Source organism: Methylocapsa polymorpha (assembly GCF_045689225.1).
Taxonomy (GTDB): Bacteria; Pseudomonadota; Alphaproteobacteria; order Rhizobiales; family Beijerinckiaceae; genus Methylocapsa; species Methylocapsa polymorpha.
Window position 1 is genome coordinate 2,705,327 of sequence record NZ_CP136862.1, and the last position, 14,053, is coordinate 2,719,379.

The window sequence follows — 14,053 nt, forward strand, 5'->3', positions numbered from 1 at the left end:
CTCCGGCATTGACGGGCCGGATCGTTCACGAGTATAAGCACAACCTCTCGAGGCCATGCGTCAGCGGCTGTTTGTGAGCCGCCCTTAAATGCGACGGCCATTGTCCAGGAACATTGTTTAGATGGCGAATACTCCCTCGGCCAAGAAGGCCGTCCGCAAGATTGAGCGTCGCACAAAGATCAACAAGTCGCGCCGCAGTCAGATGCGCACCTATGTCCGCAAGGTCGAAGAGGCGATTGCGTCTGGAGATTCGGGCGCGGCCGTCGCGGCGCTTCGGGCGGCGGAGCCGCTGTTGATGCGGGCCGCACAAAAAGGAATTGTGCATAAAAACACGGCTTCACGAAAAGTTTCGCGGCTGAGCCACCGTGTAAACGCCTTGGGCAAGTGATTATCCAGCTCGATCGATGATTGATGTATTCATTCATAAGCCTAGCGAAAGCTAGGCTTTTTCTTTGCGCGGCTTCAACGAAAGAAATAGCGCCGCATCGCCGCGCCCGTGATTCCATCGAACATCTATTTTCCATGCAACTCAATAGCTTGTAGCCAAAGACCAGAGCTCGGCCCCCATTGCGACAGTTTTATGCGCGGCGTTAGGCCTTTTTTGGTTCTCATCTACGCTCGGCTGAGAGCCCCGCGCCGCCTCCGACGCCGATGGCGGATTCGCACGAAATCAGACGTTTACGCTAGCAGCGCTTGAGTCGTTCGAGAGCGATAGCCACAAGGCGCGTTGGGGCAGTGAATTTTTCGCAAAGCGGAGCCTTGCGGAGCCCCCGGCCTATGTTAAAGTCTTATTGCGTTCGGGATGCACCAACCGAAGAGCTGAAGGCACAACTCCGACGCGCTTTCCGGTTTTTTTTTGCGTAGAGCGCGTAACCGCGCAACGGTGGCGTGTGCTAAACTTGTTTGGGCGTTTTTACGCACAGTCTCTGACGGCAGCTTGCCCAATCGAAACTTTTCAGATGAGCAGAGAATCCTTGAGTTTTGAGTTTATGCTGTCGCCGATCTGAAGCTTTGTTTTGCTACCTGAATGCGAGGTCCTTGATATACCATGCGGTGCAAGGGGGGTCCGTGGCCGTGAATCTGTTTGCGCGATATCGGCTTTTTCATCCTCAGACGGCGTCAGATTGGCGTGAGCCAGCGCGCGGGCGCGTGGCCCGTTGGGCTTCGACGCGGCATCGTCGGCGCTTCCGCGACTAGGTTTCGCGACGTCCTCAATCCCATGATTTCTTAAGAGACGTTTTGGCGCCGCAAAGCGAGCGGACGCCTCTATTTTGTCTCGATTCATAGAAGAAGACCAATGCTGGATTGGCGCAGACAAATGAACGAACCTCGAGACCGAGGTAATTCGACCTCTCCAAACAGCGCCGCCTCTAAAGAGGAAGCTTGGATGCGCATCTGCCGCCGCTTGCGGGCCGAGCTTGGCGACGATGTTTTCTCTTCCTGGTTCGGCCGCCTCGAACTTGACGATCTTTCCGAGGCGAACGCCTATCTTTCGGTCCCGACCAAGTTCCTGAAGAGCTGGATTCAGTCGCACTATGCCGAGAAGATCTTGCTTGCGCTCGCCGGCGAATTTCCCGACGTCAAGCGCTTGTCGATCACTGTTCGGTCCTCGACGCGGACGACCGCCGGCCGCGCATCCGGCCTCGCCGCATCCGCCCAGGCGACCGACGCGCATGCGGCTGGAGACAGAAGCGTGGCTTCCTCGGCGCCGGCTTCCGACTCCGCTCACGCCGAGCTAAAATTCCCCTCCCAGCACAGGACGTCCGAGCGCGTCGCAAGAGCATCCGCCGAATGTGGCGACGCGGAGATCATCGCCGGCTCTCCGCTTGATCGGCGGCTGAATTTTTCCAATTTCCTCATCGGCAGGTCCAATCAGCTTGCCCACGCGGCGGCGCAAAGAGTGGCTTCGGCGGCGCCCGAAGAGCCGCTTCTGTACAATCCGCTCTATCTCCACGCCTCGGTCGGACTCGGCAAGACCCATCTTCTCCAAGCCGTCGCGCATGCGGCCTCGGCGGTCACGCGCCGAGTCATCTACCTCACCGCCGAGCGCTTCATGTATGGCTTCGTCTCCGCCCTCAAGGCGCAGACGGCGATCGCCTTCAAGGAAAAGCTGCGCGGCATCGACGTCCTCGTGATCGACGACATCCAGTTCCTGCAAGGCAAGTCGATCCAGCAGGAGTTCTGCCACACGTTGAATGCTTTGATCGACGCCAGGCGGCAGATTGTGATCGCGGCCGACCGCCCGCCGGGCGATCTGGAAAGTCTCGATGAACGGGTTCGCTCGCGGCTGGCTGGCGGCCTTTGCGTCGAGATGGGAGGGCTCGACGAACCGCTCCGAATCAAGATTCTCGAAGCGCGCATCGCCGCCGCCAAACAGGTGCATCCGAATTTCGAGGTTCCGCCCGCCGTCACGGCCTATGTCGCGAGCGTCATTCAAACGAATGGCCGCGATCTCGACGGCGCGGTCAACCGGCTGCTCGCCCATGCCTCGTTGAACGGCGCGCCGCTCGGCGTGGAGACCGCCGAGCTCGCGATCAGGGATTTGGTGCGAACGCATGAGCCGAAACGGATCAAGATCGAGGATATTCAGAAACTGGTGGCGAGCCATTTCAATGTGAGCCGCGCCGACATTCTTTCCTCGCGGCGAACCGCGAATGTCGTGCGTCCACGCCAGATTGCGATGTATCTTTCGAAGGTGCTGACATTGCGGTCGCTGCCGGAAATCGGCCGGCGGTTCGGCGGCCGCGACCATACGACCGTGCTCCATGCCGTGCGCAAGATCGAGGGTCTCGCAACTTCCGACGGGACCTTGTCCGAGGAGCTCGAGCTGCTGAAGCGCATGCTGATGGAGTGACGGCGCGCGCCTTCGTCCTGGGGCTCCCGATCCGCCCTGATTGGGGGTAGGCTCCGCCCATGCAGGACAAGGCGATTCGCATTATCGGCATCGATCCAGGCCTCCGGAACACCGGTTGGGGGATCATCGAGGTCTTGGGCTCGCGGCTCGCCTATGTGGCGTGCGGCTGCGTCCGCTCGAATGAAAAGGCTGCGCTCGCCGAGCGCTTATGCGAGCTGCACGAGGGTCTGGCCGCCGTCATTGCGGGTCACGCGCCGGTCGAGGCGGCGGTTGAGGAGACCTTTGTCAACCGCGATCCGCAATCAGCCCTAAAGCTCGGCCAAGCGCGCGGGATTGCGCTCCTGGCGCCGGCGATCGCGGGCTTGCCGGTCGCCGAATATGCCGCCAATCTCATCAAGAAGACCGTGGTTGGCAGCGGGCATGCAGAAAAAACGCAAATCGCGATGATGGTGAAATTCCTTCTGCCCAATAGCGGCGCGAAAAGCGCCGACGCGGCGGACGCGCTCGCCGTGGCGATCACCCACGCGCAGCTTCGCGCATTTCGCGCCAAAGCCCATGTGGCTCAAGGCCAAAGGCGGGGGAGGGCGATTTGACTTACGAGGAGCCGACGAAAGCCGGTCGCCTCTCACAGGCTCGGCGATTCGCGCAACCATGATCGGTAAGCTTAGAGGCGTCATCGATTCGAGCGGCGAGGATTTTGTGATCCTTGACGTGAACGGCGTCGGTTACATTGTCTATTGCTCGGGCCGCACCTTGCAAAGGCTGCCGCGACCCGGCGAGGCCGCCACGCTCGCCATCGAGACCCAAATGCGCGAAGATTCCATCCGCTTGTTCGGCTTCGCCACGGAGGCGGAACGCGATTGGTTCCGGCTTTTGCAATCAGTGCAGGGCGTCGGCGCCAAGGTGGCGCTCGCCGTTCAAGCCATTCTCGACGCGTCCGAGCTCGCCGCCGCGATCGCGCTTCAGGATAAGGCGGCGATCGCGCGGGCGTCCGGCGTCGGCCCGAAGCTCGCCGCGCGCATCGTGGCGGAATTGAAAGATAAGCGCGGTTGGCGGCGCGGCCGATGCGAGCCTTTTGCGCGGCCCTGGCTTTGACGACGGCAAGGCCGCTCCGCCGCCATCAATGACGCGATCTCGGCCTTGGTCAATCTGGGTTATGGCCGGCCGCAGGCGGCGGCGGCGGTGGCCGCGTCGGTGGCGGCGCTCGGGGAGGGCGCCGCGGCTGCGGAGTTGATCCGGCGCGGACTCAGGGAATTGGCGCAGTGACGTCTGCGCGTCACGCCTTGCCGTGATGCGCCGCTTCCGCATTGGAGTCGAGCGGCCAGCGCGGCCTCGCGGCGAAGGTCATGTCGTCGATCAGGCCAAGCGACAGCCGCTCGATTCCGGCCCAGGCGATCATCGCGCCATTATCGGTGCAAAGATGCGGCGGAGGCATGATGAGCCGCAGCCCGCTTTCGCCGCAAAAGCGCATCAGCGCACGGCGAATCGCGCCATTGGCGGCGACCCCGCCGGCGACGACCATGGCGTTGGCGGGGCCCACCGTTTCGCGGAAGAGACGCAAGCCGGCGCGCGAACGGTCGATGATCGTATCAACGACCGCCGCCTGGAAAGAGGCGCAAAGATCGGCGGCGTCGGTTGCGGTCAAAGCCGTGATGCGCTCCGCTTCGAGCCGAACCGCGGTCTTCAAGCCGGAAAGCGAAAAGTCCGGCTTCGGCCTGCCAAGCATGGGCCGCGGAAGATCGAAACGGGCGGCGTTGCCCTCCGCCGCGAGCTTTTCGACTTCTGGGCCGCCCGGATAGGGCAGGCCGAGCATTTTGGCGACCTTGTCGAAGGCCTCACCGACGGCGTCATCGACGGTCGAGCCGAGGCGAAGATAGTCGCCGACGCCTTTCACGGCGACGAGCTGAGTATGGCCGCCAGACACGAGAAGAAGCAGATAGGGAAACTCGACCTCGTCGGTCAGACGCGCCGTCAGGGCGTGCGCCTCGAGATGGTTCACCGCTATGAAAGGCTTGCGGCTCGCCAGGGCCAAAGCCTTGGCCGTCGTCAGGCCCACGATGACGCCGCCGATGAGGCCCGGGCCCGCTGCGGCCGCTATGCCGTCGAGATCCGCCAATTTTGTCTCGGCGCGGTCGAGCGCGCGGCGGACCAGCCTATCGATGATTTCGATATGCGCGCGCGCCGCAATCTCCGGCACCACGCCGCCATAGGCGGCATGCTGGGCGATTTGGCTCATGACCTCGTTCGAGAGGATCTGGCCGGCTCCGCCCGGCTCCAGCCGGACGACGGCGGCGGCGGTTTCATCGCAAGTCGTTTCAATTCCGAGAACGCGCATAGGCGCCTTTCAGTGCTGCCTCATGAGCAATTTCGCGACGAACGCCATCGTGAGATTGCTCCCAATATTTTCCGCAACGCATTCCCGATGCCGGGGCGACATCCGCTTCGCTTGAAAATGCGCTTGATCTTCCGATAGATGTTGGCGTCTAACATCGGCCGCGATAATTTCCAAGCTATAGAACCATCCATTCAATTAAGGAAATCCGCCGATCTCTCGCTCCAGCTCCCATCGCGACCAGGCGCTCGAACTCAAGATCGGAACGCGCGGGAGCCCTCTGGCGCTGGCCCAGGCGCATGAGCTTAGAAACCGCCTCGCGGCGGCGCATCGCATCGAGAAAGACGCAATCGAGATCGTCGTCATAAAGACGAGCGGCGACGCGATCCAGGACCGTTCGCTGAGCGAGGCAGGCGGCAAAGGGCTTTTCACCAAGGAGCTCGACCTCGCCTTGACGCGCGGGGACGTGGATATAGCCGTACATTCCGCCAAGGATGTGCCGACCTATTTGCCCGCTGAGATCGTGATCGCCGGCTATCTTTCGCGCGAGGATGTGCGCGATGCTTGGATCTCCCCGCATGCGCCGCATCCGCTCGGGCTTCCGTCGGGCGCGGTCGTCGGCACGGCGTCCTTGCGGCGCGGCGCCATGGTCAAGCGCCTGCGTCCCGATCTGTCGATTGTTCTTTTGCGCGGCAATGTCGAGACGCGCCTCGCCAAGCTCGCGGCGGGCGAAGTCGACGCCACGCTTCTGGCGCTCGCCGGCCTCAAGCGGCTTGGCCTCGAAGCCCGAGCGACGGCCGTCCTCGACGTGCGGGAATTTGTTCCGGCCGCTGGACAAGGCGCGATCGCCGTCACGGCCCGGGCCGGCGACGAGGGCGCAAGACGCGCTCGCGCCGATCCTCGACGCGGCGACCGGCGCGGCGCTTGCGGCGAGCGCGCATTCCTGCATGTCCTCGACGGGTCCTGCAAAACGCCGATCGGCGCCTATGCAAGGCTCGAGAATAGCGAAATCGTTTTCCACGGCGTCGTGCTGAAGACGGACGGATCACAGTTTTTTGAAACCGTCTTGCGCGGGCCTTCGGGCGAGGCGGCGGCGCTCGGCGCGGCGGCGGGATCCGATCTGCTCGCCCGGCTTCCCGCCGATTTCTTCAAGGACTAGAGACATGCTGGTCTTGCTCACCCGCGCCTTGGACGAAGGCATGCGCACCGCCACCAAGCTCGCCGCGAACGGCCATCGCGCGGTTCTTTCTCCCGTTCTGGACATGGTGCCGACCGGCGCCGAATGGCCGCGCGGCGTCGTCGGCGGCGTGTTGGCGACGAGCGCGCAAGCTTTCGAGCTGTTTTCCGATACGCCGGATTGGCCTTTGCCGGAGGCGCGCCGCCTGATGCCTCTGTTTCTCGTCGGCGAGCGCACGCGAGACGCCGCGCGCGAACGCGGCTTCGAAGGGCCCGCCACGATCGCGCCTGACGCCAAAGAGCTCGCGGCAAGCGTGGCTGCGAATGTCGATGTGTCGCGCCGTCTGGTCTATCTCGCCGGACGCGACCGCAAGCCCGATCTCGAGAGGACGCTTGCGGAGGCGGGCAAGAGCGTCGAGACAATCGAAGTCTATTCGGCGCAGGCGGCGGAGGGCCTAAGCGAAGAGGCCATCGGTTTTCTCGATGCGGGGGAGATTGGGGCCGTGCTGCATTATTCCAGACGCAGCGCGGAAATCTTCCTGGACCTTGCGCGGCAAGCAGGCGTCGATGTTTCGAGGCTCCCCCATGTTTCGATTTCGTCCGACGCGGCGTCGCCGCTCCGGTCCGCTGGATTGAACGAGGTGCATGTCGCCGAAAAGCCTAATGAACAGGCGGTGCTCACCCTCGTCGCCGCGCTGGCGGCGAAGGCGAAAACATCCTTGGCGCACCGCGATGCGCGATCTTGATTAGGCGGCCGCGCTGGATCATCATCCTATCATGATGTTGAAGCTTGCCCTTCTCGCGGGCCTTCTCGCCTTGGCCCAAGCGGCGGGGATTGACTCGGCGCGAGCGGGCGAAGTCCTCAGCGTCAAGGCGGGCTTCATCCGCGCCCCGCACGTGCGGGAGACGGTCTCGATCCTCGACATTCCGGTGGATGACGATGGCGTCGCCGGCGCTAGGCTCGCAGCCGAGGACAATAATACGACCGGCCGCTTCCTCGGCCAGAGCTTTTCGATCGAGGATATTCGCCTGAAGCAAGGAGACGACCCTGTCGCCGCCTTGAACAGCCTCGCCGAGCGCGGCGTTTCGCTGGTCCTCGTCGACCTTCCCGCCTCCGAGATTCTCAAGCTCGCGAATGCGGCGAAAGACAGGAATATCCTGCTTTTCAACACAAGCGCGCCGGATGATTCGCTGCGCGAGGAAAACTGCCGGGCCGATGTGATCCATGTCGCGCCGACGCATTCCATGCTCGCCGACGGCCTCGCCCAATATCTGGTCTGGAAGCAATGGAAGCGCTGGTTGCTGATCAAGGGATCGCATCCCGAGGACCAGCTTTTCGCCGACGCCTTGCGCCGTTCGGCAAAAAAATTCGGCGCCAAGATCGTCGAGGAGCGCGTCTATGAGGACACGGGCGGCGGCCGCCGCTCCGATTCCGGAAGCGTGCAAACGCAAAGGCTCGTGCCGGTCGCGACGCAAAACGCGCCGGCCTATGACGTCCTCGTCGCAGCCGACGAAAGCGACGTCTTCGCCAATTATCTGCCCTATCGCACCTATGATCCGCGCCTGGTCGCGGGCTCGGCCGGATTGAAGCCCCTGAGCTGGGATGGAGCGCATGAGCAATGGGGCGCGATCCAGTTGCAGAACAGGTTCATGAAGCTCGCCGCAAGACGCATGAATGAGCGCGACAATCAGGCTTGGGTCGCGATGCGCATGATTGGCGAGGCGGCGAACCGGACGGGTTCGAGCGATCCCAAGATCATCCGCGATTATCTCGTCGGGCCGGATTTTTCCATCGCCGCGTTCAAGGGCCAGAAGCAGACCTTGCGGCGGTGGAACCAGCAATTGCGTCAGCCGATCCTGCTCGGCGACGGCCGCATGATTGTCTCCGTTTCGCCGCAGGAAGGCTTCCTGCATCAGACATCGGAACTCGATACTCTGGGCTTCGACCAGCCGGAAACGAAATGCAAATTGCAATGATTGCGGACCGCGGAATGACGGCTTTTCCTTCGCATCTTTTCCGGCTCGGCGCCCTGGCGCTTGCCGTTCTGGCTGTTGCAGCTGTTGCGCCGGCCAAGGCGTTCACCGCCTATGTCTCGAACGAGAAGGGCAATTCCATCTCGATCATCGATACGGATAAGCTGGAAGTCACGAAGACGGTGAAGGTCGGCCAGCGTCCGCGCGGAATCGCCTTGAGCCAGGATGGCGACCAATTGTTCATCTGCGCCGGCGACGACGACGCCATCCAGATCCTCGACACGAAGAGTTTGACGATCGTCGGCGATCTGCCGTCCGGCCCTGACCCGGAGCTGCTGATCTTGAGCCCCGACGGCAAGCTTCTTTATACGTCGAACGAAAACGACAATCTCGTTACGGCAATCGACGTCGCGTCGCGGAAAATCGTCGCGGAAATTCCGGTCGGCGTCGAACCCGAGGGCATGGCGCTGAGCCCTGACGGCAAGGTGCTCGTCAATACGTCGGAAACGACGAATATGGCGCATCTGATCGACACGCAAACGCGCAAGATTTTCGCCAATGTCCTTGTCGACGCAAGGCCGCGCTCCGCGCAATATACCGCGGACGGCTCAGAATTATGGGTCTCGGCCGAGGTTGGCGGCACGGTCAGCGTGATCGACGCCGCCAGCCATCAGGTCAAGCAGAAGATCGCCTTCGAGATCCCTGGCCTTTCCAAGGAGGCCATTCAGCCGGTCGGAATAAGATTCTCGCATGATGGGAAAAGAGCTTTTGTGGCGCTTGGCCCCGCGAACCGCGTCGCGGTGATCGACGCCGTCACGAAACGAGTCGAAAAATATCTTCTCGTTGGACAACGCGTCTGGCAGTTGGCGTTCACGCCGGACGGAAAATATCTCTATACGACCAATGGCGTGTCGAACGACGTGTCGGTGATCGACGTGGCTGCGCTCAAGGTCTTGAAATCGATCGCGGTCGGGTCGTTTCCCTGGGGCGTTGCGATTGCAAGACAATGAGCTTTGTGACGCGAACGACGGACCCCGCGACGGAGGCTCCGGCGGCGCTCGACGTCGTCGGCGTCAGCCATAGTTACGGCAGGCGCAGGGCTCTCGATAATGTTTCGTTCAGCGTAAGGCCTTCGAGCTTCGCCGTCCTGCTCGGCCTCAACGGCGCAGGCAAAAGCACGCTGTTTTCCTTGATCACGCGGCTCTTCGCCACGCGATCCGGGGCGATCCGAATCTTCGGCTTTGACGTCGGCGGCACGCCTGGCGAAGCGCTCCGCCGGCTCGGCGTTGTGTTTCAGGCGCGAACGCTCGATCTCGATCTCTCGATCGCGCAAAACCTCGCCTATCACGCGGCGCTGCATGGCATTGGCGCGCGGCAGGCGCGGGATCGGATGCAAAGCGTCCTGGAGCAGGTCGAGATGGCCGATCGCGCAAAGGACAAGGTCCGCGATCTCTCTGGCGGCGAGATGCGCCGCGTCGAGATCGCGCGCTCCCTTTTGCATCGCCCCCGCATGCTGCTGCTTGATGAGCCGACCGTCGGTCTCGACATCAAGGCGCGGGCCGATATTCTCGCCCATGTGCGTGGACTCGTTGCGCGCGAAGGCATTGGCGTTTTATGGGCGACGCATCTCATCGACGAGGTCGAGACAAGCGACGACGTGGTCGTCTTGCATCGCGGCCGGCTGCTTGACAAAGGCAATGTCGGCGAAGTCGCGTCGCGCGCGGGGGCGCCCGACATGGGCGCCGCCTTCGCCAAGCTGACCGGCGCGAGCCGGATTGAAGGTGAGGCGAGATGACGAACCAGGCTCCGAACGCCGTGGCGCTCGCCAAGGGCTTTGGCGTCGCCCAATATGCGATCTGCCTCAAGGGTGTGGTCTGGCGCGAGGCTTTGCGCTTTCTTCAGCAGCGCGAACGTTTCATTTCCGCGCTGGTCCGCCCGCTCGTCTGGCTATTTATCTTCGCGGCGGGCTTTCGCTCGGTCTTGGGCGTATCGATCATTCCACCCTATGACACTTACGTCCTTTATGAAGTCTATATCACGCCTGGGCTGATGGCGATGATTCAGCTTTTCAACGGCATGCAATCCTCGCTCTCGATGGTCTATGACCGAGAGATGGGGAATATGCGCACGCTTCTCGTGAGCCCCTTGCCGCGATGGTTCTTGTTGACCTCGAGACTCGTCGCTGGCGCAGCCGTGTCGCTGCTTCAAGTCTATGCGTTTCTGCTTGTGGCTTACCTCTGGGAGATCGAGCCGCCCTCGCTTTGGGGCTATGTGACCGTGCTTCCGGCGCTAATTCTCTCCGGGCTGATGTTCGGAGCCCTCGGCATGCTCTTGTCTTCGTTGATCAAGCAGTTGGAGAATTTCGCCGGGGTCATGAATTTCGTCATTTTCCCGATGTTCTTCGCGTCCTCGGCGCTCTATCCGCTTTGGCGCGTCAAGGAGGGCAGTCCCTGGCTCGCATTCTTCTGCGAGCTTAATCCCTTCACCCATGCCGTCGAGCTGATCCGCTTCGCCTTATATCAACAGGTCAATCCGCTGGCTCTTGCGGTGGTGCTTGGGGCGACGGCGGTTTTTCTCGCCGCCGCCATACTGGCCTATGATCCCTCGCGCGGCATGCTCATGCGGCGCGAGGGATTGTAAAGGCTGCGTCTTACTTTTTCTTGCCGTCGGCGCCGAACTCCTCGAGGTAGTCGACGAGGTTGTCTCGGTCCGACTCCTTGGGCAGGCCCGCGAAAATCATTTTCGTGCCAGGAATGGTGGCCTTGGGATTGGCGAGATATTCTTTCAGATTCTTCTCGTCCCAAGTGATGCCGGAATTCTTATTGGCGTCGGAATAGCTATAGCCCTCGACGGCGCCGGTCTTGCGCCCGATCAGGCCGTTCAGCTCGGGACCGACAAAGTTCTTGGCGCCTTCGCCGATCTGATGGCAGACCTTGCACTTCTGATTAAAGATTGTTTCGCCGGCGGCGGCGTCCGCGGCCATGGCTCCGGCGGCGGATGCGGCCCAAGCGACCGAGGCGGCCATGCAGATAAGTTTCAAATTCATATCCCGTTTCCTTCCCTTTGTGCGAAAGGCGTTTGATAAGGCTCTCGCTGACGGCCCGTCGTTATGGCCAAAACGGCGATCCTCGCTAGGGCTCGCGCCACGATCCATGTATCCTGACACCATGCCTCAAGACAACCCACAGATCTTCCCGAAATCCGGCGACCGCATTCGGAAAATGACGCCTGGGTCGAAGGCCAAAGCGGCGGGCGCCGCTTCGGGCCGGGCCGCATTTTACCTTACCCTCGCGTTATTTTTCAATTGCCAAGCCGTAGCCGCCGAAAAACTGCGCCTCGGCGTGCAAAGGACGGGAACCTTCGCCTGGGAGCTCGCGATCATCAAGGCCGGAGGTCTGGACAGGCAAGCCGGCCTCGACATAGAAATTGCCGAGCTCGCCTCCCCCGAAGCTGGAAAGATCGCCCTCATCGGCGGCGCGGTCGACATGATCCTCTCCGACTTATTGTGGGTGGCGCGGGAAAGAGGCCTTGGGGCGCGGCTGGTCTTTGCGCCTTACTCCAGCGCGCTTGGCGCGCTGATGGTTCCGGCCGCCTCGCCGATCAATGATCTCGCCGATTTGAAGGGCCGCAACCTGGCGGTCGCCGGCGGCCCTTTGGACAAGAGCTGGCTCCTGCTGCAAGCGCTTGCCGAACGCTCCAATCTCGATTTGAAGTCGCAGACGCATATCGTCTATGGAGCGCCGGCGCTTCTCTATGAAAAAGCCGCCAATGGCGAAGCCGACGCCAGCCTCAACTTTTGGAATTTCTGCGTCGCTCTCGAGGCGCGCGGCTTCCGGCGGCTCCTGGACATGGAGGAGGTGGAGCGGCGTCTCGGCGCCAAGGGGCCGGTGGCCATGGTGGGCTATGTCTTCGACGAAAGTTTTGCGCAAAAAAATCCGGCCGCCCTCGCGCGATTCTTCAAGATCGCGGCTGAAGCCAAGGAAAGCCTCGCCAGCTCCGACGCGGATTGGGAGAAGCTTGCGCCGCGGATCGGGGTGAGCGATCCCGCGCAACTCGCGCTTTATCGCCAAGCTTATATAGATGGCATTCCTCGCCGATCGATCGAGGCGGAGGCCGCCGACGCCCGTGAACTCTACCGCGTCCTTGCGAAGATCGGCGGGCCGGAGCTTGTCGGACCGGCGCAGGAGCTTGACGCCGGCGCCTATTATCAGGCTCCTCAGGACTATTGACTCGTGCTGTTCAGATTGGCTTCGCTCCTGGTCCTTCTGCTCATCTGGCAATTGGGCTCGAGCCTCGCCGGACCGCGCATGCTGCCCGCGCCGCTCGCCGTGGTGACCGTCATCGGCGCGGAAGCGCGTTCGGGCGCGCTTTTCCTCAATCTAGCGATCACGCTTCTCCGCGTCATGGCGTCTTTCGCGCTGGCCATGGGGTTAGGGACCGCGCTCGGCATGGCCATGGGCCGCCACAAGGCGGTCGACCGCCTATGCGATCCCTGGCTGATCATTCTGCTGAACCTGCCGGCGCTTGTCATCATCGTGCTCGCCTATATCTGGATTGGGCTCAACGAAACCGCGGCGATCGGAGCGGTCGCGCTTAATAAATTGCCGAACACGGCGGCTACCGTGCGCGAAGGCGCCCGCGCGCTCGATGCGAGCCTCGATGAGATGGCGCGCGTTTTCGCCATGCCTTTCGGCGTAAGAGTAAGGCATATTCTCCTGCCGCAGCTCGCGCCCTATCTCGCGGCGGCGACGCGGTCCGGCCTGTCTCTCGTCTGGAAGATCGTCCTCGTCGTCGAGTTGCTCGGCCGCTCGAACGGCGTCGGCTTCGAAATCGGCGTCGCTTTTCAATTGTTCGACGTGACGCGGCTTTTGGCCTATGCGCTTCCCTTTGTCGGCCTCATGCTGGCGATAGAGACTTTCATTGTCCAACCCATCGAGCGACATGTCTCCCGCTGGCGGCCGCAACGGGCTTGAGGTCGCCATTACGCTGAAGGCGTTTCGCGCCGCTTCTGGCGAAACCCGCGTCGCGCTCCGCGACGTTGGCTTCGCGCTGAAGCCGGGCGAAGTCTGCGCCTTGCTTGGGCCCTCCGGCTGCGGCAAGACGACATTGCTGCGCATTGTCGCTGGGCTCGACCATGATTTCGACGGCCGCGTCTGGCTTCCGTCTCCACACAGACTCGGAATGGTTTTCCAGGAGCCGCGGCTCCTGCCATGGCGAACCGTCTCGCAGAATCTGCGGCTCGCCGGCGCTTCGCCGGAGACCGGCCTCGACGAGATCGTCGCTGCCCTCGGCCTTGCTGCTCATCTCGATCATTTTCCGGGCGAATTGTCGCTGGGCCTCGCCAGGCGCGTCGCCATCGCGCGGGCTTTCGCGGTCAAGCCAGACCTGCTTCTTCTCGATGAACCCTTTGTCTCGCTCGACGCCGCCCTCGCCATGCGCCTGCGTGCCGAGCTCATGGCGCTTGTCGAGACGCATAGAGCGACGACTCTGATCGTCACGCATGACGTAGAAGAAGCGATCTCGCTCGCTGACCGCATAATCGTCTTGTCGGGCGCGCCGGGGCGCATCATTGGCGACCGGCCCATCGAGACGCCGCGCCTTGCGCTGACGCCGGCCCGCGCAGTGGGGATAAAGGCCGAGATCGCTTCGCTCATCGCAAAAGCGGCTTCGTGATTTGACCAGTTTTTCGGGATGGTCCCGACCGCGTCGGATCGCAT

General features: G+C 62.3%; 14 protein-coding genes and 1 pseudogene. 13 read left to right on the plus strand and 2 right to left on the minus strand.

Going from position 1 to position 14,053, the window contains the following annotated elements; translation table 11 throughout:
* The first annotated feature begins 121 nt into the window (after nt 1-121).
* The 4 genes and pseudogenes from rpsT to ruvA all read left to right on the plus strand — a co-directional run bounded on the left by rpsT (nt 122) and on the right by ruvA (nt 4,120).
* A complete protein-coding gene (gene rpsT / locus RZS28_RS12400; RefSeq protein ID WP_407338058.1) occupies nt 122-388 on the plus strand; it encodes a 30S ribosomal protein S20 in 267 nt (88 codons plus the stop codon).
* 930 nt (nt 389-1,318) lie between these two features.
* Entirely contained in the window at nt 1,319-2,854 is a 1,536-nt protein-coding gene (gene dnaA, locus RZS28_RS12405) for a chromosomal replication initiator protein DnaA (RefSeq protein WP_407338059.1), read from the plus strand.
* Nucleotides 2,855-2,913: 59 nt separating this feature from the next.
* Nucleotides 2,914-3,447, plus strand: coding sequence for a crossover junction endodeoxyribonuclease RuvC (gene ruvC, locus RZS28_RS12410; protein WP_407338060.1), 534 nt, complete (start codon nt 2,914-2,916; stop codon nt 3,445-3,447).
* Nucleotides 3,448-3,505: 58 nt separating this feature from the next.
* Nucleotides 3,506-4,120, plus strand: a pseudogene (gene ruvA / locus RZS28_RS12415) (Holliday junction branch migration protein RuvA).
* Nucleotides 4,121-4,130: 10 nt separating this feature from the next.
* On the opposite strand, the gene tsaD reads toward ruvA, so the two are convergent.
* On the minus strand, nt 4,131-5,189 hold the full coding sequence (gene tsaD, locus RZS28_RS12420) for a tRNA (adenosine(37)-N6)-threonylcarbamoyltransferase complex transferase subunit TsaD (RefSeq protein ID WP_407338061.1): 1,059 nt from the start codon (nt 5,187-5,189) through the stop codon (nt 4,131-4,133).
* A 256-nt stretch (nt 5,190-5,445) separates the two neighbouring features.
* Between tsaD and hemC the strand changes: the two genes are divergently transcribed.
* The 6 genes from hemC to RZS28_RS12450 are packed head-to-tail and all read left to right on the plus strand — an operon-like array spanning nt 5,446 to nt 10,976.
* On the plus strand, nt 5,446-6,345 hold the full coding sequence (gene hemC / locus RZS28_RS12425; protein ID WP_407341114.1) for a hydroxymethylbilane synthase: 900 nt from the start codon (nt 5,446-5,448) through the stop codon (nt 6,343-6,345).
* Nucleotides 6,346-6,349: 4 nt separating this feature from the next.
* Nucleotides 6,350-7,108: a uroporphyrinogen-III synthase gene (locus tag RZS28_RS12430; protein WP_407338062.1), complete on the plus strand. Its 759-nt coding sequence runs from the start codon at nt 6,350-6,352 to the stop codon at nt 7,106-7,108.
* A 34-nt stretch (nt 7,109-7,142) separates the two neighbouring features.
* The gene (locus RZS28_RS12435) at nt 7,143-8,339 is read left to right on the plus strand and encodes an ABC transporter substrate-binding protein (protein WP_407341115.1); all 1,197 of its coding nucleotides are present in this window, start codon (nt 7,143-7,145) and stop codon (nt 8,337-8,339) included.
* 14 nt (nt 8,340-8,353) lie between these two features.
* Nucleotides 8,354-9,346, plus strand: a complete 993-nt coding sequence (locus RZS28_RS12440) for a YVTN family beta-propeller repeat protein (protein WP_407338063.1) — start codon at nt 8,354-8,356, stop codon at nt 9,344-9,346.
* A complete protein-coding gene (locus tag RZS28_RS12445) occupies nt 9,343-10,131 on the plus strand; it encodes an ABC transporter ATP-binding protein (protein WP_407338064.1) in 789 nt (262 codons plus the stop codon). Before RZS28_RS12440 ends, RZS28_RS12445 begins: the two co-directional genes overlap by 4 nt.
* A complete protein-coding gene (locus RZS28_RS12450) occupies nt 10,128-10,976 on the plus strand; it encodes an ABC transporter permease (protein ID WP_407338065.1) in 849 nt (282 codons plus the stop codon). The genes RZS28_RS12445 and RZS28_RS12450 overlap by 4 nt, the downstream gene beginning before the upstream one ends.
* Nucleotides 10,977-10,986: 10 nt before the next feature.
* Here RZS28_RS12450 and RZS28_RS12455 read toward each other — a convergent pair whose 3' ends face one another.
* Nucleotides 10,987-11,382, minus strand: coding sequence for a c-type cytochrome (locus RZS28_RS12455; protein WP_407338066.1), 396 nt, complete (start codon nt 11,380-11,382; stop codon nt 10,987-10,989).
* 175 nt (nt 11,383-11,557) lie between these two features.
* On the opposite strand from RZS28_RS12455, the gene RZS28_RS12460 reads away from it, so the two are divergent.
* The 3 genes from RZS28_RS12460 to RZS28_RS12470 are packed head-to-tail and all read left to right on the plus strand — an operon-like array spanning nt 11,558 to nt 14,009.
* Nucleotides 11,558-12,565, plus strand: a complete 1,008-nt coding sequence (locus RZS28_RS12460; protein WP_407341116.1) for an ABC transporter substrate-binding protein — start codon at nt 11,558-11,560, stop codon at nt 12,563-12,565.
* A 6-nt stretch (nt 12,566-12,571) separates the two neighbouring features.
* A complete protein-coding gene (locus RZS28_RS12465; protein ID WP_407341117.1) occupies nt 12,572-13,309 on the plus strand; it encodes an ABC transporter permease in 738 nt (245 codons plus the stop codon).
* Nucleotides 13,278-14,009: an ABC transporter ATP-binding protein gene (locus RZS28_RS12470; RefSeq protein WP_407341118.1), complete on the plus strand. Its 732-nt coding sequence runs from the start codon at nt 13,278-13,280 to the stop codon at nt 14,007-14,009. Before RZS28_RS12465 ends, RZS28_RS12470 begins: the two co-directional genes overlap by 32 nt.
* Nucleotides 14,010-14,053: the final 44 nt, after the last annotated feature.